Annotated in this window: 19 protein-coding genes; 15 read left to right on the top strand and 4 right to left on the bottom strand. The window is 38.8% G+C overall.

Features of this window, described 5'->3' with window-relative positions:
• Nucleotides 1-1,284 (bottom strand): tRNA (N(6)-L-threonylcarbamoyladenosine(37)-C(2))-methylthiotransferase MtaB, encoded by a 1,284-nt coding sequence (mtaB, locus tag ACFIME_RS07920; RefSeq protein ID WP_375633947.1) that lies wholly within the window; start codon nucleotides 1,282-1,284, stop codon nucleotides 1-3.
• Nucleotides 1,284-2,135 (bottom strand): diaminopimelate epimerase, encoded by an 852-nt coding sequence (dapF, locus tag ACFIME_RS07915; protein WP_375671703.1) that lies wholly within the window; start codon nucleotides 2,133-2,135, stop codon nucleotides 1,284-1,286. Before dapF ends, mtaB begins: the two co-directional genes overlap by 1 nt.
• A gap of 225 nt (nucleotides 2,136-2,360) precedes the next feature.
• Between dapF and ACFIME_RS07910 the strand changes: the two genes are divergently transcribed.
• From ACFIME_RS07910 to lpdA, 8 genes are all read left to right on the top strand, one after another.
• Nucleotides 2,361-2,906 carry an AprI/Inh family metalloprotease inhibitor gene (locus ACFIME_RS07910; RefSeq protein ID WP_375620904.1) on the top strand — a complete coding sequence of 182 codons (546 nt, stop codon included), beginning with the start codon at nucleotides 2,361-2,363 and terminating at the stop codon, nucleotides 2,904-2,906.
• Nucleotides 2,907-3,004: 98 nt separating this feature from the next.
• Entirely contained in the window at nucleotides 3,005-4,204 is a 1,200-nt protein-coding gene (gene zapE, locus ACFIME_RS07905) for a cell division protein ZapE (protein WP_375662016.1), read from the top strand.
• 289 nt (nucleotides 4,205-4,493) lie between these two features.
• Nucleotides 4,494-5,456 (top strand): malate dehydrogenase, encoded by a 963-nt coding sequence (gene mdh / locus ACFIME_RS07900; protein WP_375684765.1) that lies wholly within the window; start codon nucleotides 4,494-4,496, stop codon nucleotides 5,454-5,456.
• An 88-nt stretch (nucleotides 5,457-5,544) separates the two neighbouring features.
• Nucleotides 5,545-6,741, top strand: a complete 1,197-nt coding sequence (sucC, locus tag ACFIME_RS07895) for an ADP-forming succinate--CoA ligase subunit beta (RefSeq protein WP_375612755.1) — start codon at nucleotides 5,545-5,547, stop codon at nucleotides 6,739-6,741.
• A gap of 3 nt (nucleotides 6,742-6,744) precedes the next feature.
• On the top strand, nucleotides 6,745-7,647 hold the full coding sequence (gene sucD / locus ACFIME_RS07890) for a succinate--CoA ligase subunit alpha (protein WP_375684764.1): 903 nt from the start codon (nucleotides 6,745-6,747) through the stop codon (nucleotides 7,645-7,647).
• Nucleotides 7,648-7,810: 163 nt separating this feature from the next.
• The gene (locus tag ACFIME_RS07885; protein WP_375662019.1) at nucleotides 7,811-10,810 is read left to right on the top strand and encodes a 2-oxoglutarate dehydrogenase E1 component; all 3,000 of its coding nucleotides are present in this window, start codon (nucleotides 7,811-7,813) and stop codon (nucleotides 10,808-10,810) included.
• 32 nt (nucleotides 10,811-10,842) lie between these two features.
• On the top strand, nucleotides 10,843-12,054 hold the full coding sequence (gene odhB, locus ACFIME_RS07880; protein WP_375606076.1) for a 2-oxoglutarate dehydrogenase complex dihydrolipoyllysine-residue succinyltransferase: 1,212 nt from the start codon (nucleotides 10,843-10,845) through the stop codon (nucleotides 12,052-12,054).
• Between the two features lie 31 nt (nucleotides 12,055-12,085).
• Nucleotides 12,086-13,492 (top strand): dihydrolipoyl dehydrogenase, encoded by a 1,407-nt coding sequence (gene lpdA, locus ACFIME_RS07875; protein WP_375662020.1) that lies wholly within the window; start codon nucleotides 12,086-12,088, stop codon nucleotides 13,490-13,492.
• Nucleotides 13,493-14,617: 1,125 nt separating this feature from the next.
• Here lpdA and ACFIME_RS07870 read toward each other — a convergent pair.
• Complete coding sequence (locus tag ACFIME_RS07870) at nucleotides 14,618-15,856, bottom strand: saccharopine dehydrogenase NADP-binding domain-containing protein (protein WP_375662021.1); 1,239 nt, start codon at nucleotides 15,854-15,856, stop codon at nucleotides 14,618-14,620.
• Nucleotides 15,857-15,911: 55 nt separating this feature from the next.
• Nucleotides 15,912-17,009: a carboxynorspermidine decarboxylase gene (locus ACFIME_RS07865; protein ID WP_375633736.1), complete on the bottom strand. Its 1,098-nt coding sequence runs from the start codon at nucleotides 17,007-17,009 to the stop codon at nucleotides 15,912-15,914.
• A 167-nt stretch (nucleotides 17,010-17,176) separates the two neighbouring features.
• Between ACFIME_RS07865 and ACFIME_RS07860 the strand changes: the two genes are divergently transcribed.
• From ACFIME_RS07860 to mnhG, 7 genes are all read left to right on the top strand, one after another.
• Complete coding sequence (locus ACFIME_RS07860; RefSeq protein ID WP_375662022.1) at nucleotides 17,177-17,674, top strand: BA14K family protein; 498 nt, start codon at nucleotides 17,177-17,179, stop codon at nucleotides 17,672-17,674.
• Nucleotides 17,675-17,903: 229 nt separating this feature from the next.
• Entirely contained in the window at nucleotides 17,904-20,825 is a 2,922-nt protein-coding gene (locus ACFIME_RS07855; RefSeq protein WP_375684763.1) for a monovalent cation/H+ antiporter subunit A, read from the top strand.
• Complete coding sequence (locus ACFIME_RS07850; RefSeq protein ID WP_375617427.1) at nucleotides 20,825-21,166, top strand: Na+/H+ antiporter subunit C; 342 nt, start codon at nucleotides 20,825-20,827, stop codon at nucleotides 21,164-21,166. Before ACFIME_RS07855 ends, ACFIME_RS07850 begins: the two co-directional genes overlap by 1 nt.
• On the top strand, nucleotides 21,166-22,788 hold the full coding sequence (locus ACFIME_RS07845) for a monovalent cation/H+ antiporter subunit D (protein ID WP_375684762.1): 1,623 nt from the start codon (nucleotides 21,166-21,168) through the stop codon (nucleotides 22,786-22,788). Before ACFIME_RS07850 ends, ACFIME_RS07845 begins: the two co-directional genes overlap by 1 nt.
• Entirely contained in the window at nucleotides 22,785-23,270 is a 486-nt protein-coding gene (locus ACFIME_RS07840) for a Na+/H+ antiporter subunit E (protein WP_375684761.1), read from the top strand. Before ACFIME_RS07845 ends, ACFIME_RS07840 begins: the two co-directional genes overlap by 4 nt.
• A complete protein-coding gene (locus ACFIME_RS07835; protein ID WP_375633620.1) occupies nucleotides 23,267-23,548 on the top strand; it encodes a K+/H+ antiporter subunit F in 282 nt (93 codons plus the stop codon). Before ACFIME_RS07840 ends, ACFIME_RS07835 begins: the two co-directional genes overlap by 4 nt.
• Nucleotides 23,545-23,955 (top strand): monovalent cation/H(+) antiporter subunit G, encoded by a 411-nt coding sequence (gene mnhG / locus ACFIME_RS07830; RefSeq protein WP_375662026.1) that lies wholly within the window; start codon nucleotides 23,545-23,547, stop codon nucleotides 23,953-23,955. The genes ACFIME_RS07835 and mnhG overlap by 4 nt, the downstream gene beginning before the upstream one ends.
• Nucleotides 23,956-23,958 lie beyond the last annotated feature (3 nt).

Below are 23,958 nucleotides of genomic sequence, written 5' to 3'. Positions count from 1 at the left end.
TCAAGCAGCGTTTAATTTTGGAGGGACAGCAATCAATTTATCGCCATCATGATCAACGATAAGGGCTTGAACAATTGTTCCTGCTTTTGCACCTTTAACTTGTACAAGAGTATAATCTTCTGTTCGTCCGATTTCATCTTTTTCAACGAGAATTGTTTGCAGACTGTTTTGTAAATGAGCAAGATGCTTTTGGTAAGCCATATCACCTGCTTTACGCAATTTTTCAGCACGCAGCTTAACTATTTTACGGTTGATTTGTGGCATACGTGCGGCAGGTGTTCCTTCTCTTGGACTAAAGGGGAAGACATGGAGATGGGTTAAATTACAGTCTTTGATTAAGGCAAGACTATTTTGAAACATCTCTTCTGTTTCTGTAGGAAAACCAGCAATTAAGTCGGCACCATAAACCATTGTAGAACGTTTGGCACGCAATTCTTGGCAAAATTGAATGGCATGTTCGCGCAGATGACGCCGTTTCATCCGTTTTAAAATCATATTATCACCTGCTTGCAAAGATAAATGCAAATGGGGCATGATTCTTGTTTCATAAGCTAAAAGATTTATGAGTTCTTCGTCTGCTTCAATAGAGTCAATAGATGAGAGGCGTAATCGGGCTAAGTCAGGGACATGATGCAAAATAGCTGAAGTTAATTTTCCTAGAGTAGCTTTTCCAGGAAGATCGTGGCCATAACTTGTAAGGTCAACACCTGTAAGGACCACTTCTTGGATACCCCCACCTATCAGCTTTTTAATTTGTTCTATGACAACACCCATGGGAACTGAACGAGATGGTCCTCGTCCATAAGGAATAATGCAAAATGTACAGCGGTGATCGCATCCGTTTTGTACCTGTACAAAAGCGCGGGTGCGCTCTTGCATTGCACTGACCATATGTGGAGCAATTTTTTGTACTTCCATAATGTCATTGATATGCACCTTTTCAGAATGATTAATACCAAAATCAGGAAGTTGACGATAAGAATGAGCGTGAAGTTTATCTTCGTTTCCTAAAACAAGATCTACTTCTGTCATTGAGGCAAAATTTTGTGCTTCTGTTTGGGCTGCACACCCTGTTACAATGATACGCGTATGAGGATTTTCACGTCTTGCTTTGCGGATAGCTTGTTTTGCTTGTCGTACGGCTTCGGCAGTGACAGCACAGGTATTAAAGATAATAGCACCATCTTTAAGTTGATCTAGCCCTGAAGAAGTACTTTCTTTGCGAATGATTTCCGATTCGTAGCTATTAAGTCGACAACCAAAAGTTACAATTTCTATTGCCATCAGGAGTGATCCTTTTTGTAGCACCCTGTTAAAGGGCTTAAAAAACCACTAAAGTGATATTTAATTGGTCCTGTCATGATAATATGATCGTCTTCTCGGTAAAAAATATTAAGTGTTCCCTTAGGTAAATTTACATCAACATGGCGCTCTGTAAGTCCACGACGATAAGCAGCCACTGCACTTGCACAAGCAGCACTCCCACATGCTTGTGTTAATCCTGCCCCTCGCTCCCATGTACGTAAATTTAGACTTTTCTTTGACGTTATGCAAGCAATGGAAATATTGCACCGTTCGGGAAACAGGGGGTCATGTTCAAGTTTTGGCCCATATTTTTCTAATGGAATATGTTGAATATCATTTTCAACAAAAAAGATAGCATGGAGATTGCCAATGGATATGAGACAAGCGTCTTTTAGGGGACCAGCCATAATTTCTACGTGATTGGTATCAACTATTTCACGTGAAACAGGCATCTCTTTTGCATTGAAATTTGGGCATCCCATATCAACAGAAATGAGATTATCGGTTTGGTATTTTCCTTCAATAATTCCAGCGGGAGTTTCTAAATGAAATTTTTCACCAAAATTGTGATCTTTAAGCCATGCGATGACACAGCGGGTACCATTGCCACAAGCTTTAGCCATTGATCCGTCAGCATTCCATATTTCTATGCGGAAGTCGGTTTTTTTCTGGGTTGGTGTGTGGATAGCCATGATTTGATCAAAATGCATTTCAGGATCTGCCGACAAAGCAAGGATTGCTTGTGGTGTAAGAGCGTATGTGCTTTCACGCATATCAACAACAATAATTTGATTTCCAAGACCGTCCATTTTGCTAAATGGCGTTTTCATGAAACTTCTCTATTTCTAATGATTACTTATAAAAAGATATATGACTGAAAATATTATAAATTCCTAGTGTTTAATAAATATAAAATTGGGTACATAAATTATTTCTTTTAAAATAAGTGATTTTAATCTGTTTTTTTTAATTTGTTAATTTATCTTTGTAACTATAACAAATATTCGCTTAATTTTTTTGTGAACTTATTTATTGTCGTGGGAGAGAGTACAGACATGGCGTTTTCAAAAGTTTCGTTTTTCGTTGCACTATCAACTGTAATGTTTTTAGGGGGATGTTCAACAACACGGTTTGATGGTAATGACGATGGTAACGCATTAGAAGTTTTTTATCCATCTCAACAAATGACAATATTAGAAGCGTCTGATCTGTCGTCTACTTCTTCGTCGATATCTGAAGATGCAAACGCTCCGATGTATGAAAAAGGAGATTCTCAGAGCGATGGACGAATGGCTAGTCTCGAATTGCCAAGTAATGCCACTGATTTATTTCCTGCAAGTGTTGCTGGGGTATGGAATCTTTCTATGGGAGGAAAAGTTTGCCGGATTGCAACTCCACAAACAAAGTTTGGACAAGGGTACCGTGCTGGTCCTTTACACTGTCCAGGAATTGCTTCCCAAGTGAGATCGTGGGCTGTTAAAGGAAAAAGATTATATTTTTATAATAACTCTGGACGTGTTATCCTCGTTCTTTATTCTTCAAATGTTGATCGTTTTGAGGGACGTACACTTGATGATCATCCCGTTATTTTAAGTCGTTAAATCATTTTTGATCGTTTATGATAAACTAAACTAGACGGACAGATTCTTGAAAAGTATTTGTATTTTTCATTGAGATCAGTTTGAAAAAGGTTTTTTGGATGATTCTCGTTTCAACACGTTATAAGGAGCTTGTCGCTAAAGGAGAGGTTTGTTTTGATCCCGCTCAATTAGCTATAACAGAATATTTTGATCATTTATTAAAAAAAATTGCGGAACAAAATATCTCTCATTCTTTGCCTTGGATATTTTGCTCTTTCTTTAACAGAATATTTAAAAGGAAAAAACAAAATATTTCTTGCGTTGTAAAACAAGGAGATGAAACAGGTTTTTTTCAGGGACTGTATATTTATGGTGAAGTAGGACGGGGCAAAACCATGCTGATGGATTTGTTCTTTTCTTGTTTGCCTAAAGTTCATAAAAAGCGTGCCCATTTTAATGATTTTATGGCTGATGTGCATGAGCGTATTAATTCTTATCGTCAAGCATCTGGGTGTACAAAATTTAAACAAGATAATCCTATTTTAGCTGTTGCTAAAGATCTTGCACGAGAAGCAAAAGTACTTTGTTTTGATGAGTTTAGTGTAACGGATATTGCTGATGCTATGGTATTGGGGCGGCTTATTTCTGCTCTGTTTGATAAAGGAATTTTCTTTATTGCGACTTCAAATGTGGCGCCGGATAACCTTTATTGTAACGGTTTGAATCGTGAGCTCTTTTTGCCTTTTATTCAAGTTTTGAAAGCATATGTTCGTGTTGTTAATCTTGATGCAAAAACAGATTATCGCCTTGAAAAATCAAATCTACAACAGATGTATGTATCGCCGTTGGGGGTCCAAGCAAATGAATATATGGATCAAGCATGGGCACTTGTATTGCAAGGACATAAGGAGATGTCTGATGAGCTTTCTATAAAAGGGCGCTTTATTCCTATTCCGCGCTTTGGTGCAGGATGTGCTCGTTTTGATTATGGGGATTTATGTGCAAAGCCTTTGGCCGCAGCTGAATATTTGTTATTAGGAGAGCATTATCATACGATTTTTATTGATAATGTACCGGTCATGGATGATACATGTCGCAATGAAACAAAACGGTTTATTTTGCTTATTGATATTCTTTATGAGCGGCATATACGGTTGTTTATGTCGGCAGCCGCAGGGATAGGGGATTTGTATAAAGGGCATGCGCAGATTACGGAAACATTTGAATTTCAAAGAACACAATCACGTCTTTTCGAAATGCAAAGCTACGATTATTTAAAACTTTGGGAAGAACATTTTCTTTTGAAGAAGAAGCATTGATTATACTTTTACCTTTACGTAAACTGTCAAAACAATAACTTTTTGAAATTAAAGAAATATAATAATTCTGTTGTATTTTTTTTAAATTCACTTTATCGATACATCGTGATAATTTTCTAATAGTTGTTTCAGCGGAGGGTTGTTGTTTCTGTAAGGAGATAAATTTGTAAATTTCATTTCTTTACTCCTTTTTATGATATTGTTTGAATATGGTTGAAGTCAAAAATATTCAGTATACGGACGTTGATTGGGTGTGCGCTGAATTATCTAAAAGTTAGGAAAAAATAAAATGGCACGGAAAAAAATAGCTCTCATTGGTTCAGGTATGATTGGTGGTACTTTAGCACATATTATTGGGCTTAAAGAGCTTGCTGATGTGGTCTTATTTGATATTGCGGAAGGTGTGCCACAAGGTAAGGCTCTAGATATCGCCGAATCTTCTCCCGTTGATGGTTTTGATATCAGTCTAAAAGGTGCTAATGCTTATGAAGCAATTGAAGATGCTGATGTTGTTATTGTAACAGCAGGCGTTGCGCGAAAACCTGGTATGAGCCGTGATGAACTTTTGGGCATTAATTTAAAGGTTATGGAACAAGTTGGAGCTGGAATTAAAAAATACGCTTCTTCAGCGTTTGTTATTTGTATTACCAATCCCCTTGATGCGATGGTGTGGGCATTGCAGAAATTTTCAGGTCTCCCTACACATAAAGTAGTTGGTATGGCTGGTGTTCTTGATTCAGCGCGTTTTCGTCATTTTTTATCTGAGGAATTTAAGGTCTCTATTAGAGATGTGACAGCGTTTGTTTTAGGGGGGCACGGTGATACAATGGTTCCTCTCGTGCGTTATTCAACAGTTAGTGGTATTTCTTTGCCTGATCTTATAAAGATGGGCTGGACAACACAGGAAAGAATTGATCAAATTATCCAGCGTACCCGTGATGGCGGTGCAGAGATTGTTGGTTTGTTAAAAACAGGTTCTGCTTATTATGCACCAGCAGCTTCTGCTGTTTCTATGGCTGAGGCCTACCTAAAGGATACTAAGCGTGTTGTGCCTGTTGCAGCTTATCTTTCAGGAGAATATGGGGTTAATGATACCTATGTTGGGGTACCTGTTGTACTTGGTGCAGGTGGTGTTGAACGAGTCATTGAAATTGATCTTGACAAAGAAGAAAGAGGCGCTTTTGATCATTCAGTAAATGCGGTTAAAAAGCTTTGTGAAGCTTGTATTGCTCTTGTACCTAGTCTCAAGTAAATTGAACAAGATTTAATTCATTAAAATAAGTATTTAGAGTGTTAAAACTTTAGGATTAATAAGATCCATAAAAGAAAAGGACAAATGCATGAATATCCATGAGTATCAGGCCAAACGTCTGCTTCATGAATATGGAGCACCAATTGCAAATGGTGTCGCTGTTTATTCTGTAGAGCAAGCTGAAAAATGGGCGGAAAAATTGCCCGGACCTCTCTATGTGGTTAAAAGTCAGATACACGCTGGTGGTCGTGGTAAGGGTAAGTTTAAAGAACTTGGTCCTGATGCAAAGGGTGGTGTTCGGCTTGCACAATCTGTTGAAGAAGTTGTTGCAAATGTTCAAGAAATGCTTGGAAAAACTTTGGTAACCAAACAAACTGGTCCAGAGGGTAAGCAGGTCAACCGCCTTTATATTGAAGATGGTGCCGATATTGAACGGGAGCTTTATCTTTCACTTTTGGTTGATCGTAGCGTTGGTCGAATTGCTTTTGTTGTTTCAACAGAAGGTGGAATGGATATTGAAACGGTTGCTGAAGAGACACCAGAAAAAATATTCACGCTTCCCATTGATGCTGTAGAGGGTGTTACTTCAGCTGATTGTGCAAGACTTTGTGATGCGTTGAAACTACAAAGTAGTGCGCGAGAAGATGGTGAAAAGCTTTTTCCGATTCTCTATAAGGCATTTTGTGAAAAAGATATGAGCCTTTTAGAAATCAATCCGCTTATTGTGATGAAAGATGGTCACTTGCGTGTCCTTGATGCGAAAGTTTCTTTTGATAATAATGCTCTGTTTCGTCATCCAGATATTTTAGAATTGCGCGATCTTTCAGAAGAAGATCCAAAGGAAATAGAAGCATCAAAGCATGATCTTGCTTATGTTGCTCTTGAGGGTACGATTGGTTGCATGGTTAATGGTGCTGGGCTTGCTATGGCAACAATGGATATCATTAAGCTTTATGGAGCAGAGCCAGCGAATTTTTTAGATGTTGGTGGTGGAGCATCAAAAGAAAAGGTGACAGCTGCTTTTAAAATTATTACGGCCGATCCAAATGTTAAGGGCATTTTAGTTAACATTTTTGGTGGTATTATGCGTTGTGATGTCATTGCTGAAGGTGTGGTTGCTGCTGTTCGTGAGGTTGGTTTAAAGGTTCCCTTGGTTGTTCGTCTTGAAGGTACTAATGTTGAGCAAGGTAAAGCAATTATCAATGAGAGTGGTTTGAATGTTATTCCTGCTGATGATTTAGATGATGCTGCCCAAAAAATTGTTGCAGCCGTGAAGGGAGCTTAAGCTATGTCAATTCTTGTGAATAAAGAGACAAAAGTTCTAGTTCAAGGGCTTACAGGAAAAACAGGAACATTTCATACAGAACAGGCGCTTGCTTATCATGGTACGCAAATGGTTGGTGGCGTTAATCCTAAAAAGGGTGGAGAAACATGGGAAGGTTCAAAAGGCGAAACTCTTCCTATCTTTGCTAATGTTGCAGAAGCAAAAGAAAAAACAGGTGCGGATGCTTCCGTTATTTATGTTCCTCCTGCAGGGGCTGCGGCAGCTATTATAGAGGCTATTGAAGCTGAAATTCGTTTAATTATCTGTATTACGGAAGGTATTCCCGTTATGGATATGGTTAAAGTGAAGGCGCTATTAGAAAACTCAAAGTCTCGTCTTATTGGTCCTAATTGTCCCGGTATTCTTACACCAAATGAATGTAAAATTGGTATTATGCCTGGTTCTATTTTTAGAAAAGGTTCTGTTGGGGTTGTCTCGAGGTCGGGAACTTTAACTTATGAAGCCGTTTTTCAGACGAGTCAGGAAGGTCTCGGACAAACAACTGCTATAGGGATTGGTGGTGATCCTGTTAAGGGTACTGAATTTATTGATGTGTTGGAAATGTTTTTAGCGGATGATGAAACTCAGTCTATTGTTATGATTGGTGAGATTGGTGGTTCTGCTGAAGAAGAAGCCGCACAGTTTTTGCAAGATGAAGCAAGAAAAGGTCGTAAAAAGCCAGTTGTTGGCTTTATTGCTGGCCGTACGGCTCCTCCAGGACGTACAATGGGACATGCTGGTGCTGTTATTTCTGGTGGTAAAGGTGGAGCAGAAGATAAAATTGCGGCAATGGAATCAGCAGGGATTCGTGTGTCTTCTTCGCCATCACAGATAGGTAAGACTTTGATGTCAGTTTTGAAAGGCTAAAAGAAAGTTTCACCTGAATAAGAAAAGGTTCTTAGATTCAGGTGAAAAAGCTTGAGTATAAAAAGGTAAAACTTTTTTGAATGTTCGAATCACTGCTTGTTTGTAAGCATTTAAAGGTCAAAAAGAGATATAAGGAGACGGAATAAATGTTCCGGAGAAGTATATGGCAAGGCAGGACGAAATAAATAGCCTTTTTGCACAGACATCATTTCTTTATGGTGGGAATGCGGATTATATAGATCAACTTTATGCTCAATATGAAAAAGATCCTACCAGTGTTGATTCACAGTGGCGTGCTTTTTTTGAAGGACTTCATGATAATAAAGAAGATGTTCTTAAAAATGCTGAAGGAGCAACATGGCAGCGTGATCATTGGCCATTAAAAGCAGAGGGTGAATTGATTTCTGCTCTTGATGGTGATTGGTCTTCTCTTGAAAAATATTTTGGCGATAAATTAAAGGAAAAAGCAATAACAGGTGCTGCACAAAAGGGAAAAACTTCCAGTGAACAAGATATTATTCGTGCAACACGTGATTCCGTTCATGCAATTATGATGATTCGTGCGTTTCGAGAACGGGGACATCTTCATGCGCAACTTGACCCTCTTCAATTGGCCGAAAAACAAGAAGATTATAAGGAACTTTCTCCAGAAGCTTATGGTTTTACTCCAGCTGATTACGAGCGTCCCATTTTTATTGATAATGTTTTAGGGTTGGAATATGCAACTATTCCGCAAATGCTTGAGATTCTCAATCGTACCTATTGTTCAACAATCGGTGTGGAATATATGCATGTTTCTGATCCGGTTCAGAAAGTATGGCTTCAAGAACGCATTGAAGGGCGAGATAAAAAAAATTCTTTCACACAACAAGACAAGAAAGCTATTCTGAATAAGCTTATTCAGGCAGAAGGATTCGAACAGTTTTTAGACACTAAATATAAAGGTACAAAGCGTTTTGGACTCGATGGTGGTGAGGCGCTGATTCCCGCTCTTGAGCAGATTATCAAATGTGGTAGTGCTTTGGGGGTGCAGGAAGTTATTTTAGGAATGGCACATCGTGGTCGTTTAAATGTTCTTTCACAAGTTCTTGCCAAACCGCATAGGGCTATTTTTCATGAATTCAAAGGAGGGTCTTACAAGCCTGATGATGTGGAGGGATCCGGTGATGTCAAATATCATTTGGGAACTACCGCTGATCTGGACTTTGATGGTAAAAAAGTTCATTTATCGCTGTTGGCCAATCCATCTCATCTTGAGATTGTTGATCCGGTTGTTATGGGAAAAGCACGTGCTAAACAAGATCAACTTATGGGACCTGCGCATACTGATTTACTCCCATTAAGTGAGCGTTCAAAAGTGATGCCATTGCTTATTCATGGTGATGCTGCTTTTGCAGGACAAGGCGTTATCCAAGAAACTTTTGGTCTTTCAGGTCTTAAAGGTTATCGTGTTGCAGGCTCACTTCATGTTATTATCAATAACCAGATTGGTTTTACAACATCTCCACGTTTTTCACGTTCTTCGCCTTATCCATCAGATGTCGCAAAAATGATTGACGCACCAATTTTCCATGTGAATGGTGATGATCCTGAGGCAGTTGTTTTTGTTGCCAAAATAGCAACAGAGTTTCGCCAAATTTTCCATAAACCAGTGGTTATTGATATGTTTTGTTATCGCCGTTATGGGCATAATGAAGGTGATGAACCTTCCTTTACGCAGCCGCTTATGTATAAAGCAATACGTAATCATAAAACAACACTTCAACTTTATAGTGACCAATTGGTAGCAGAAGGAATGGTTACTTCAGAAGAGATTGAGCAACAAAAAAAATTATGGCGCGATAAGCTTGAAGGTGAACTTGAAGCAAGTGCTTCTTATAAACCTAATAAGGCTGATTGGCTTGATGGAAGCTGGACGGGACTCAAAGCTTTTAGTAGTTCTGATGAGCAGCATTCTAGAACAACTGGTGTTGAATTAAAAACTTTAATGGAAATTGGTCAGAAAATTGTTGAAATTCCGGCAGATTTTCACGTTCACAAAACCATTCAACGTTTTTTAAATAATCGTGCTAAAATTTTTGAAACCGGTGAGGGTGTTGACTGGGCAACTGCTGAAGCTTTAGCTTTTGGTTCACTTTGTTTGGAAGGGGCACCGGTTCGTCTTTCCGGTGAAGATGTTGAACGGGGAACTTTTTCACAACGTCATTCAGTTCTTTATGACCAAGAAAATGAGGCGCGTTATATTCCTTTGAATCATTTACAAAAGGGACAAGCGCTTTATGATGTTGTTAATTCTATGCTTTCTGAAGAAGCTGTTCTTGGTTTTGAATATGGATATTCTCTTGCTGAACCACGAGGATTAACACTTTGGGAAGCACAATTTGGTGATTTTTCTAATGGTGCACAGGTCATTTTTGATCAATTTATTTCATCCGCAGAGCGTAAGTGGCTTCGTATGTCTGGTCTTGTGTGTTTATTGCCTCATGGTTTTGAAGGGCAAGGGCCGGAGCATTCTTCTGCACGTTTAGAACGGTTTCTTCAACTTTGTGCGGAAGATAATATGCAGGTTGCTAATTGTACAACCCCTGCAAATTATTTTCATATTTTGCGTCGACAAATTAAGCGTGATTTCCGGAAGCCATTGATTTTGATGACACCGAAATCACTTTTACGTCATAAGCGAGCTGTTTCTTTTCTCAATGAAATGGGGCCAGAAACAAGTTTTTGTCGTGTGTTGCTTGATGATGCAGAATGTCTCAAAGATTCTGTCATTAAGTTGCAAAAAGATAATAAGATTCGCCGTGTCGTTCTTTGTACTGGTAAGGTTTATTACGACCTTTATGAAGAACGTGAAAAAAGGGGTATTGATGATGTTTACCTCCTTCGTGTTGAACAGCTTTATCCTTTCCCTGCAAAAGTTTTGGTGAATGTATTATCGCGCTTTTTGCAGGCGGAAGTTTTTTGGTGCCAAGAGGAACCAAAAAACATGGGGGCTTGGTCATTTATTGAGCCTTATTTGGAATGGGTTTTGACGCATATTAATGCGCAATATTCACGTGCTCGTTATGCAGGACGTCCTGCGAGTGCGTCACCGGCCTCTGGGTTAATGGTGAAACACCTTGAACAACTGGCTGCGTTTCTTAAAGACGCGTTAGGTTCTTAATTTATTACTACTCTGATGTATGGAAAAATATTATGACTACTGAAATTCGTGTTCCTACTTTGGGCGAATCGGTTACCGAAGCAACGGTTGGCAAATGGTTTAAAAAACTTGGCGAAGCTGTCGCTATGGATGAGCCTTTGGTTGAATTAGAAACTGATAAGGTAACCGTTGAAGTTCCTTCTCCTGTTGCTGGGAAATTATCTGAAATCATTGCAAAAGAAGGCGATACGGTTGAAGTAAATGCTCTTTTAGGAGTGGTGAAGGCTGGAGAAGCTGGTATCTCCCAATCACTTTCACCTTCTGCTACACTTGTTCCAGCGGCTTCATCTGAATCGGAGAAGCCTGCTTTGAGCAGTGCAATGCCTCCTTCTCCTTCAGCAGCAAAATTGATGGCTGAAAATAATGTTGCAAAAAGCGATATTTCAGGTTCTGGAAAACGTGGACAAATTCTTAAAGAAGATGTTCTTGGTGGATTAAAACAAAGTACAAATGCTCCTACACCCTCTTCTTCTGCGACGAGTTCTTCGGCAACTCCTGTCCAAGAAACACGTGAAGAGCGGGTTCGTATGACGAAATTGCGTCAAACAATTGCTCGCCGTCTTAAAGATGCACAAAATGTAGCAGCAATGTTAACCACATTTAATGAGGTTGATATGTCAGCGGTGATGGATTTGCGCAAGCGTTATAAGGATCTTTTTGAAAAGAAACATGGTGTTAAGCTTGGTTTTATGGGTTTTTTTACCAAGGCTGTTTGTCATGCATTAAAAGAACTTCCTGCTGTTAATGCAGAGATTGATGGGACAGATATTGTTTACAAAAACTATGTCAATGTTGGAATTGCTGTTGGAACGGATAAAGGGCTTGTTGTTCCAGTGGTGCGAGATGCAGATCAAATGTCATTGGCTGAGATTGAAAAAGAGATTGGTCGTTTGGGGCGTCTTGCGCGTGATGGAAAATTAGCCGTTTCTGATATGCAGGGCGGAACTTTTACCATTACCAATGGTGGTGTGTATGGATCGTTGATGTCAACACCGATTTTGAATGCACCACAATCTGGTATTTTGGGAATGCATGCGATTAAAGAGCGAGCAATGGTTGTTGAGGGTCAAGTTGTGATCCGCCCCATGATGTATTTAGCGCTTTCTTATGATCACCGTATTGTGGATGGGCAAGAAGCTGTGACTTTCCTTGTGCGTGTTAAGGAAAGCTTAGAAGATCCGGAACGCCTTGTTCTTGATTTGTAAAATACAGTTTTCAGGATGAAAGGAGAAACGGATGTCTTATGATGTGGCTGTGATCGGAGCGGGTCCAGGTGGTTATGTAGCAGCAATAAAAGCGGCGCAACTGGGACTTAAAGTAGCAATTATTGAAAAGCGTACAACATTAGGAGGAACATGTCTCAACGTTGGTTGTATTCCTTCTAAAGCGTTGCTGCATGCTTCAGAAGTGTTTTCTGAAACCCAGCATGGTTTTGAAACGCTTGGTATTTCTATTGGTAAATCTAAGCTTAATCTTGAACAAATGATGGTTCATAAGAAAGCTGTGGTGACAGCCAATACGAGTGGTGTTTCTTTTTTGATGAAAAAAAATAAAGTTGATACTTTTTTTGGGACAGCCAAAATTTTGAGTGCGGGTCATGTGGAAGTTGTTGCCAGAGATGGTAATAAACAAACAATTGAAACAAAAAATATTATTATTGCTACCGGTTCAGAGAGTTCAGGCATTCCAGGAGTAAATGTTGAAATTGATGAAAAGACTATTGTTTCTTCTACGGGAGCTCTTTCACTTGAAAAAGTACCAACGCATATGATTGTAGTAGGTGCTGGTGTCATTGGTTCAGAACTTGGATCAGTTTGGAGCCGTTTAGGTGCTAAGGTGACCATTATTGAGTATCTTAATAAAGTTTTGGGCTCAATGGATGGTGAAGTTTCACGGCAATTTCAGAAATTAATGGAAAAACAGGGGATTGAATATAAAACGGGTGCAAAGGTAACAGCTGTTACACAATCTGGCTCAACTGCTCAGGTGAGCTTTGAATCTGTCAAAGGTGGTGAATCTGAAACTTTAGAGGCTGATGTTGTGCTTATTGCTACTGGACGTTCTCCTTATACAGAGGGGCTTGGCTTACAAGAGGTTGGTGTTCAGTTAGATGAACGCGGATTTATTTCAATTGATGCTCATTGGCAGACGAATGTTCCAGGAATTTATGCGATTGGTGATGTTGTAAAAGGGCCAATGCTAGCACATAAAGCAGAGGAAGAAGGCGTTGCTGTGGCAGAAATTTTGGCAGGTCAAAAAGGGCATGTTAATTTTGATGTTATTCCTAGTGTTGTTTATACACAGCCGGAAATTGCGAGTGTAGGAAGGACAGAAGAAGAGCTAAAAACTGCTGGTATTGAATATAATGTTGGCAAATTTCCTTTTATGGCCAATGGTCGTGCACGTGCAATGCAAAAGAGTGATGGGTTCGTTAAAATCCTTTCTGATAAAAAAACAGATCGGGTATTAGGGGGGCATATTCTTGGATTTGGTGCTGGTGAAATGATCCATGAAATTGCAGTTTTAATGGAATTTGGTGGTTCATCAGAAGATCTGGGACGTTGTTGCCATGCACATCCTACCTTATCAGAAGCCGTGCGTGAGGCAGCTTTGGCAACATTTGCTAAACCACTTCATATTTAAAAAGCTTTTAAAAAGTAAATTTTAAAAGGTACGGGGGGCAGAAAATATTTGTGAAGCATGCAACAACATTTTAAAACTTAAAAAAAGAATATAACCAATTGTATTGAAATGTTCCATTTGTTGTATGCTTTTCGATAATTACTGTTTTAGATATCTGTTGTGCAGTTTTGATTGATTATTCTGTTGTGCACTATCGTTTAGAGCGGTGGTGTTTAGTCTATGTAAAGTTTTATATATGGGGTAGTTTTTATACTGTTATAAAATATTTAAGATAAGATTCTGAACCTATCTGTGTGCTTTGTGTTAAGAAAACATCTCTCAAAATGCTTAAATCTACTTCGCGATGGTGTTCATGAATGGTATAGCTGTAAAGTTCCTCTTGAAATATATGAAATTCATTCAAACTGTTATAAGACCTATTGTGCACCATCATCTTTATGTTTAGTAAAAGTACACGCTGGTATTATAATACACTTTTTCAGTTCTCAATATTGCTAAAGCTCTTTATTATTTGAGAGTTTTCATAAGAGAATTTTTATTCTGTTCTTTTATCATTTTACCTCACACGCTCGTTTTGTTTGTGATGTGCAGACAAAAGATTTTAATTGCTTCAATGTGAGAGAGTTTGTGATTAAGAGAATTTTACAGTATTCAGCGTTATAAATCAACATGTTGTATACGATGGTGAATCATATGAAGAGAGAAGCCAAGAGGAATTCACCCAAAGAAATTGAATTGTTTAATGATTGGTGTGGGTTAAGGATCTTTGTCATTTAAGATGAAGAGGGGGGAGGGATTGAATATTCTACAAAATACCGCTCTTCTTTAAAAGAGCGGTATTTTTATATCTTTTGTTTATGACACTATCTTTTTGATGATAATGACAAGTTATACAGTGTGATTAAATTAGTTTTTTCTTCTCTGTTTTTCTTGATCATTGCTCGCTATGTCTTAAAAAGATGCTATGTCTCTTCTTTAGGGTTGTTAAGAAATCGCAATGTTGCCAAAATATAACGAATAGCTAAAATTTTTTTGAAAACCATAATTACACGAGAATATTAAGTTTGTTTTCATTGGGCAGTTTTGTGATAACTTAAAAAATCAAGCATATGCTTTCTATAGGTATTAAAATTGTAATTTTTTATCCTCTTGTTGTTCTCTTATAAAAGTGGGAAGCCCCATATGATCAAGATATTTAAGGAAAGGGTGGGGTGGTAATTCTTCCACATTGACCATAGTTTTTACATCCCATTCACCTGTGGCAATAAGAAGAGCTGTTGCGGCTGCTGGTACGCCAGCCGTATAGGAAATGCCTTGTGCCCCAGTTTCATGAAAAGCTTGTTTGTGATCGGCTATATTATAGATAAAAATTTCTCGCAGGTGTCCATCTTTTTCGCCTTTAATAAGATCTCCAATACAGGTTTTTCCTGTGTAGTCTGGGGCGAGAGAGGAAGGGTCGGGTAAGACGGCTTTCACGACTTTCAAGGGCACGACTTCTTGACCTTCTGCTGTTTTAATCGGTTGTTCGGATAAGAGTCCGAGGTTTTTCAGAACCGTAAAAACAGTGATATAACGATCACCAAATCCCATCCAGAAACGGACATTCTCTACATCAAGATTTTTGGAAAGTGAATGAATTTCATCATGTCCTGTCATATAGGCTTTTTGTTTTCCCACAACGGGAAGATCCCATTCATGGCTGACTTCAAACATTTTATTGGAAGTCCATTTTTTATTTTGCCATGACCATACTTGTCCTGTAAATTCACGGAAGTTAATTTCTGGATCAAAATTTGTAGCAAACCAACGTCCATGATTTCCGGCATTAATATCAATAATATCAATATCTGTGATTTTATCAAAATAATCATCGCGCGCTAATGCTGCATAAGCATTCACTACACCTGGGTCAAAACCTGCTCCTAAAATAGCGGTTATACCAGCTTTTTCACATTCTGGACGCCGAGGCCATTCATAATTGCCATACCAAGGAGGTGTTTCACAAATTTTCAATGGGTCTTCATGAATCGCTGTATCGATATAAGCGCATTTTGTTTCAATACAAGCTGAAAGAACAGACATATTAAGAAAGGCAGAACCAACATTAATGACAATTTCACATTTGGTCTTTTGGATGAGCTTTATAGTTTCTTCTACATTCATGGCATTGAGCGAATGGCTTTTGAGAACACCTTGCTCTTTCATTGTGTTTTTTTCTTTAATAGAAGCAATGATGGCTTCACATTTTTTGAGTGTTCGTGAAGCAATATGAATTTCACCAAGAATATCGTTGTTTTGAGCACATTTGTGTGCAACAACTTGTGCAACACCTCCAGCACCAATAATGAGAACATTTTTTTTCATTGTAGGTCCATCTCCCTTTTTAATACTGTTGTATGACGTTTTTTATGGTTTATCTTTATGAAAGGCTTTCCTGATAGTCGTTATAGCTGAATTGGCGTTGAAGTGTTAATGTACCATCGCACTCTTTGAGAACAATAGCAGGCATTGTAACGCCATTAAACCAGTTTTTCTTGACCATTGTATAACCTGCTGCATCCTGAAAAGACAGTCTATCGCCTATTTTAAGAGGTTTTTGAAATTGAAATGTTCCAAAAATATCGCCGGCAAGACAAGATTTTCCACAAATCATAATTTCGTGTGGTCCTAGATTGGGTTCTAATTTGGCATTTTCACGATAAATGAGAAGATCAAGCATATGTGCTTCAATTGAGCTATCAACGATGGCTAGATTCTTTTCATTATACAATGTGTCAAGAACACTGACTTCTAATGTGGTGCTTTTGGTAATAGCAGCTTCTCCTGGTTCTAGAAAAAGAGTGACACCATGAGTTTTAGAAAATTGTTTTAAGCGTTTTGCGAAAGCTTCTAGAGGATAATTTTCAGCCGTAAAATGGATTCCGCCGCCAAGGCTTATCCAGTCAACAGCAGAAAAAAGTTCTGCAAATTTTTCTTCCATATATCCAAGCATTTGGTTAAAAAGATTAAAGTCAGCATTTTCACAATTGTTATGGATCATCAATCCGTTGATAAGAGGCAGAACTTCTTTGATAGCGCTTTGGTTTGTTTCTCCTAAGCGGCTAAAAGGGCGAGAGGGGTTGGCAAGATCAAAATTTGATGCGCTGATTCCTGGGTTTAACCTTAAACCTCTTTGAATGGTTTTTGTTGCATCAGAAAAGCGTTGAAGCTGTTGGATGGAATTAAAGATGATTTTATCTGCATAACCACAGGCTTCATCAATTTCATCATCTGCCCAAGCCACTGAATAAGCATGGGTTTCTTTGCCAAATTTTTCTCTTCCTAAACGTAGTTCATAAAGGGATGATGATGTGGTTCCATCCATGAACTCAGACATTAAATCAAAAACACTCCATGTGGCAAAACATTTTAAAGCAAGTAAAATTTTAGCTCCGGACATTTCCCGTAAACGAGAAATTGTTTGCATGTTTTTGATGAGTTTCGATTTGTCTATAAGATAGTAGGGGGTTTTTATCATCATTTATTCATTCTTTTTTGAAGGATCTTATTGCCAAGATCAACGTTTAGTACAAAGAGTAACAGAATGTCTCAAGAAAAAAGAATCTTAAGAAAAGAATCTGTTTCTGTCTAGAAAGAGAAAGGCTTTCTGTAATTACTGTTGTTTATTATGTTGAGTTTTTTGTTATGAGTATGAAAAAAAAATTATATTATGCTTTAGCTTTTGTATTTGTTAGCAGTTTTTTCATTATAACAACCACTCTTGTTAATTGGGGGCAAAATAGAAGTGACGCTAAAGCCAAACTGGTTACTCAGACTTCTGTCCTAGATAGTTCGGTGCCTCTGATTTTTACGGGGCGTAGAGAACTTAATGGTTTCAAAGGTTATCGTCATTATCGGCGTGGTTATCGTAAATACAGTGATAATTGGTGGTATCCTGAAGTGGCATTTGTTACATCACCGCACTTAAGCACAAAAGGCGCATCATTAAAAGTTGTATCAAATGCTAAAAAAGTGTTTTTAACGTCTTCTTCGGAAAAATTAGAAAAAAAAGAGCCATGGATGCTTAAACAACATATTGAATCTTGCCGTGCGCGTTATCGCTCTTATAATAAAAATGATAATAGTTTTCAGCCTTTTCATGGGGGGCGTAGGCAGTGTTTATCACGCTTTTTTAAAGGATAGAAATTAAATAAAATTTTAATTGCTTCTTGTCGTGGGCGTTATTGTTCTTACAATAAAGAGAAGACTTTTGTTGTGCGCAGTATTTTCATGCCAGCATTGTTTTTTTAAAAATTTTAAATGCTTTTAAGTTTTATTAAATCTTATTATCATTAAGTGTGGAATGGGGGGTGAGAATATAAGTTTTTGTTTTGTCGATGACAAAATATTAAGGCAAAATGGAGTTTAAAGAATGACAACACGGGAAGCAATGTTGGTATTGCTCGTTTTGCTTCCCTTTGGTGGAAGTGCTGTCATTGGCTTTTTTCGTTCGACAGCAAAAAATAATGAAGCGTGGTTTGCTGGGGTTGTCGCACTTTTCTGTCTTATTTTTACAATAATGCTTTATCCGGAAGTTTGCGGAAACCACATAGTGCGTTTAGATATTTCTTGGCTTCCAGAATGGGGAAGCGATTTGATTCTCCGCATAGATGGTTTGTCGTGGCTTTTTTGCTTGCTTATTACAGGGATTGGGCTGCTTGTTGTCATTTATTCACGTTATTACATAGATCCAGCGGATTCTGTACCGCGTTTTTTTTCCTTTTTTTTGGCCTTTATGGGATCAATGATAGGAATAGTTTTATCAGGTAATCTCGTCTTTTTGGTTGTTTTCTGGGAACTCACCAGTATTTTTTCTTTTTTGTTGATCGGCTATTGGTACCATAATGCAAGTGCGCGTGAGGGTGCGCGTATGGCTCTAACGATCACAGGTTTTGGCGGCTTTGCCCTTTTTATTGGAGTTTTATTGATTGGGTATACTGTTGGCAGTTTTGATTTGGATAAGGTTCTGCAGTCTGGAGATATGATCCGGTCAAGTTCTCTTTATAGTCCTATCCTTATTTGCATTTTATTGGGAGGGTTAACAAAAAGCGCGCAATTTCCCTTTCATTTTTGGCTACCCAACGCGATGGCTGCTCCAACCCCTGTATCGGCTTATTTGCATTCGGCAACAATGGTAAAAGCAGGATTGTTTTTGCTTGTTCGTTTATGGCCTGTGCTCTCTGGAACAGAATCTTGGTTTTGGCTGGTGGGCTTTTCAGGACTCTCAACTCTTCTTCTAGGTGCCTATTTTTCCATGTTTCAGCAAGACTTGAAAGGACTGCTTGCGTACTCGACTATTAGTCATCTTGGATTAATTACAACACTTTTAAGTCTAGGTAGTCCACTTGCATGTGTTGCGGCGATCTTTCATATGGCCAATCATGCTACTTTTAAAGCTTCTTTATTTATGGCTGCTGGCATTATTGATCACGAGACGGGAACACGTGATATGCGCAAACTGTCAGGGCTTTATCGTTCTATGCCTATTACAGCGACTCTTGCTTTAGTTGCGAGTGCAGCGATGGCTGGGGTTCCTTTGTTGAATGGTTTTTTATCGAAAGAGATGTTTTTTGCTGAAGCTGTTGAAACGCATATGGAATCATGGCTCGATTGGATTGCACCTTATGTGGCAACGCTAGCTAGTCTGTTTAGTGTGACCTATTCTATACGCTTTATTCATGGCGTTTTTTTAGGACCAAAGCCTGACAATTTACCCAAGACTCCCCATGAACCACCGCATTTCATGCGTTTACCAATGGAGCTTTTGGTGTTTATTTGTTTAGCGGTTGGTATTTTTCCTAATTTAACAATAGGACCTATTTTAGATAATGCGGTCGTGTCTGTTTTAGGACCAATGACAATTCCTTATAGTTTGGCTGTTTGGCATGGGTTTAACACTCCATTAGTGATGAGTTTTGTTGCATTATTAGGGGGCGGATTGCTCTATGCTGTCGGGCATCGTTATTTTTTATCCTGTGATGATGGGGCTCCTTTTTTCCGTCACTTAAAAGGACCGCGTATTTTTGAACGCATTCTCGTAATTATTTCTTGGAAATGGGCCCGTGCGGTGGAATCTGCTTTGTCAACACGCCGTTTGCAGATCCAATTGCATTGGATTTTTTGGGTCTGTTTTGCCTTTGTTGGTCTTTTACTTTGGTGCGATGGTTTCATTCCAGTGGGGACATTACCGCTTTTTCCACTTGATATTCCTTTTCTCGCTCTTTGGCTGGTTGGCGGATTATGTGCGCTTTTAGTTGCTTGGCGAGCAAAGTTTCATCGTCTTGCTTCACTTATGCTTTTAGGGGGAGCTGGTTTGATGACTTGTGCAACCTTTTTATGGCTTTCTGCTCCTGATTTAGCAATAACACAATTGGTTGTTGAGGTTGTTACAGTCGTTTTATTATTGCTTGGTTTACGGTGGTTGCCTAAACGTTTGCATGACCCTGGGCCAGCTGCTGTTCGTTTTTGGGTTCGCTTGCGTCGTTTCCGTGATTTCGTCATATCCCTTGTAGGAGGTGCTGGTGTAGCATGGCTTTCTTTTGCAGTGATGACACGTCCCCAAGGTACAACGATTTCTGATTTTTTTCTAACGCATGCTTACTCAGATGCTGGTGGTCGCAATGTTGTGAATGTGTTATTGGTTGATTTCCGTGGTTTTGATACCATGGGAGAAATTGTGGTTTTGGGTGTTGTTTCCCTTACTGTTTTTGCACTCTTACGACGTTTTCGTCCTGCGCCTGAGAGTATTGATGCGCCTTTTCAACAACGTATCCAGAAAGCCTTTGATATAGCACAGCCTAATCGAAATGTGGGAGATACAGTATTGAATTATTTAGCTGTTCCTGCTGTTATTATGGGTTGGCTCTTTCCGATTATTATCGCTTTTGCTATTTATTTATTCATGCGAGGGCATGATCTGCCAGGAGGTGGATTTGTCGGTGGGATTACTTTGGCTATAGGATTTATTTTACAATATCTTGCACGCGATATTCGGTGGGTGGAAACGCATTTGAGAGTTTTACCTTTGCGTTGGATAGGCTTTGGCTTATTGTTGTCAGTCGTAACGGGGATGGGCTCTTGGTTTTTTGGATATCCTTTTTTAACATCCTTTTTTCGATATATTCATCTTCCGTTAATTGGGAAAGTTTCCATGGCATCCACTTTTTTGTTTGATTTTGGTGTGCTTTCTCTTGTGTTAGGAGCAACTGTTCTCATTTTAATTGCACTTGCACACCAGTCAATTCGGAGTTACCGAATCGGTAAGAAACCTATTTTAAAAGAGAAGGAAAATTAATGGAAATTGTTCTTTCTTTGGGTATCGGTGTTTTTGTCGGATCAGGTATTTGGCTTGTTTTGCGTCCACGTACTTTTCAAGTCATTCTTGGTTTGTCCTTGATCTCCTATGGTGTTAATCTTTTTATATTTTCAATGAGTAGACCGCGTAGTAATGCTGCTCCAATTGTTGATCCTACCCCTGTTATTAATCCAGCTAATTATGTCGATCCTCTCCCACAAGCCTTGGTTTTAACTGCAATTGTGATTGGTTTTGCAACAACAGCTTTATTTTTAGTTATCTTGTTGGTTTCACGTGGTTTAACGGGTTCTGATCACGTTGATGGACGTGAGGTGCAATAATGAAAATAGGAGTGCATCATCTCCTTATTTTGCCTATTCTTTTGCCGTTAATCACTGGAGCACTTCTTCTTTTTTATGATGAACGTCGTGCAAGACTTAAATCATTCATCAGTCTTTCTTCTGCGGGACTTTTGGTCGTTACTGCCATTTTATTGATTATACGTACTCTTGAAATAGCACCGGCTTGCGATGTTTATCGACTTGGTAATTGGCCGTCTTCTTTTGGAATTGTTTTAGTCCTTGATCGCTTAAGCGCTATGATGCTTTTACTTTCCAGCTTGTTGGTGACTAGCGTGTTGGTTTTTGCGCGGGCTCATTGGTACAAAGCTGGTTCTCATTTTCAGTCACTAATGCAATTTTTTATGGTGGGGATAAATGGTGCTTTTTTGACTGGTGATTTATTTAATTTATTTGTGTTTTTTGAAGTTATGTTAACAGCTTCCTATGGGCTTGCTTTGCATGGTTCTGGTCAGACACGCGTGCGCGCAGGGTTGCATTATGTCGTGGTTAATCTTGTTGCTTCATTATTTTTTTTAGTTGGTATAGCGCTCATTTATGGAGTCGTTGGTACTCTTAATATGGCCGATTTGGCTGTTAAAATAAAATATATATCTTCTACAGATATTGTTTTGTTCGAAATAGGTGTTGCACTTTTAGGTATTGCTTTTTTGCTTAAAGCGGGTATGTGGCCGCTTAATTTTTGGTTGGTTCCAACTTACAGTGCAGCAGTAGCGCCAGTTGGAGCTTCTTTTGCACTTTTGAGCAAGGTGGGTATTTATATTATTTTACGTTTAACGTTGCTATGGTTTGGTTCTGAAAGTGAATATTTTAACCATTTTGGTCATACGGTTTTGTTTTATGGTGGGCTTGCCACTATGATTGTTGGTTTTATTGGGGTATTGGCAAGCCAAGTTTTGGTGCGTTTGGCAGCTTATAGTGTCCTTGTCTCTTCTGGTACATTGTTGGCCGCGATCGGGATCGGCAATGCAGCACTGACAGCAGGTGCACTTTTTTATATTGTTTCTTCAACTTTAGCACTGGGAGCTTTTTTTCTTTTGGTAGAGTTGGTTGAACGCTGTCAAGATGTGGCTGCAAATGTTCTTGCTGTCACAATGGAGGTGTATGGTGACGATGAAGAGGAGGAAGAAGATGAAGTTGGCATCTATTTTCCGGTAACCTTGGCAATTCTTGGAGCTTGTTTTGGTATTTGTGCCATTTTGATTATTGGATTGCCGCCTTTTTCTGGTTTTGTTGCTAAATTTATGATGTTCATGGCAATTTTAAATCACAGTAGAGAGGATTTTTCTGTCTCTCTACCGGTTTACCAAGATTGGCTTTTTGTAGTTTTTGTCACTCTCTCTGGTTTTGCGGCTTTGATTGCATTGACACGAACGGGTATCCGAACTTTTTGGGTTTCTCTTGAAGGGCGTATTCCCCGTGTGCAAGTGATAGAATTTGCGCCTATTGCCGTTCTCCTTGCTTTGTGTTTTCTTATAACAATTGTAGCCAGTCCTGTTGGTCATTATATGTCTGAAACTGCTAAGACTTTGTATGAACCTCAAAACTATATTGGGAGCGTTTTAACGGATTTTTCTCTCGAAAATAGGGAGGTGAGTAAATGAATCGTTTTTGTCCTTCCCCTTTTTTCAGTGGTGTCATTGTCCTTATGTGGCTTATTTTAAATGGTTTTAGTTTAGGGCAATTGCTTTTAGGGATTTTAACCGCTTTTTTTTGTGGTTGGATGATACGGCTTCTGGAGCCGGAGAAGGCTGTTATTAAAAGCTGGAGTGCGGTTTTTCGTCTCGTTTTTCGAGTATTTATAGATTCTATATTCTCAAATGTTTCGGTGACTTGGTTTGTTTTAACAAAAAGGTCTCGAGAGCAGAAATCTGGTTTTATTGTAGTACCTCTTCTGCTTCATAATCGCACTGCTTTGGCTATTTTAGCATGCATCCTTTCGGCAACCCCTGGAACTGCTTGGGTTGCCTATAATAGTAAAAAGGGTGAACTTTTGCTTCATGTCTTAAATTTTAAAAATGGATATGATTACAAACAGTTGATCAAACAACGGTATGAGCAATTGCTTTTGGAGATTTTTTTATGAGTATGGTGATTCTTTATTGGGGGCTTTTCTTTTCACAGTTTTTTTTAAGTTTAGCGGTGATTTTCGCGCTGTTTCGGTTGATTCGTGGTCCACGGGCGCAGGATAGAATTGTTGGTTTGGATGCCCTTTATATAAGCACTATTCTTTTGTTTCTTACATTCGATATTCGTTCAGGAACAACCGCTTATTTTGTCGCAGCTCTCATTATTGGATTGTTGGGATCTGTCTCAAGCATCGCTTTGGCGAAATTTCTTATGCGGGGGGAGATTATTGAATGAAAGATGATATATCGCTTGTGGTTGCTATTGCTATCACAGTTTTCTTAATATTAGGGTCTGGATTGACATTGATCGCAACGATAGGTTTGGTGCGTTTTTCCAATTTTTATAAGCGTTTGCATATGCTTTCAGTATGTACGAGTTGGGGCGTTGGTAGTATTCTTATTTCTTCATTTCTTTATTCAATATTTGTGGACCATTATTTTGTTTTTCATGAAGTGTTGCTAATGTTTTTTTTATTTTTAACAGCACCGGTAGCTTCTATGTTGCTCTCACATACAGCAGCTTATCGACATCATTCAGAAGAACAGTCAGAAAAACCGCTGGCTCTTTTATTACACCAGACGGAGGAAAAGTTATCCACGTCAGAAGGAACATCAAGAGATGAGAGCCAGCGCGGTTCTTGAAAT

This window comes from Bartonella sp. AP1QHHD (assembly GCF_042196265.1).
GTDB lineage: Bacteria > Pseudomonadota > Alphaproteobacteria > Rhizobiales > Rhizobiaceae > Bartonella.
This window is presented reverse-complemented; position numbering and strand designations above follow the sequence as displayed.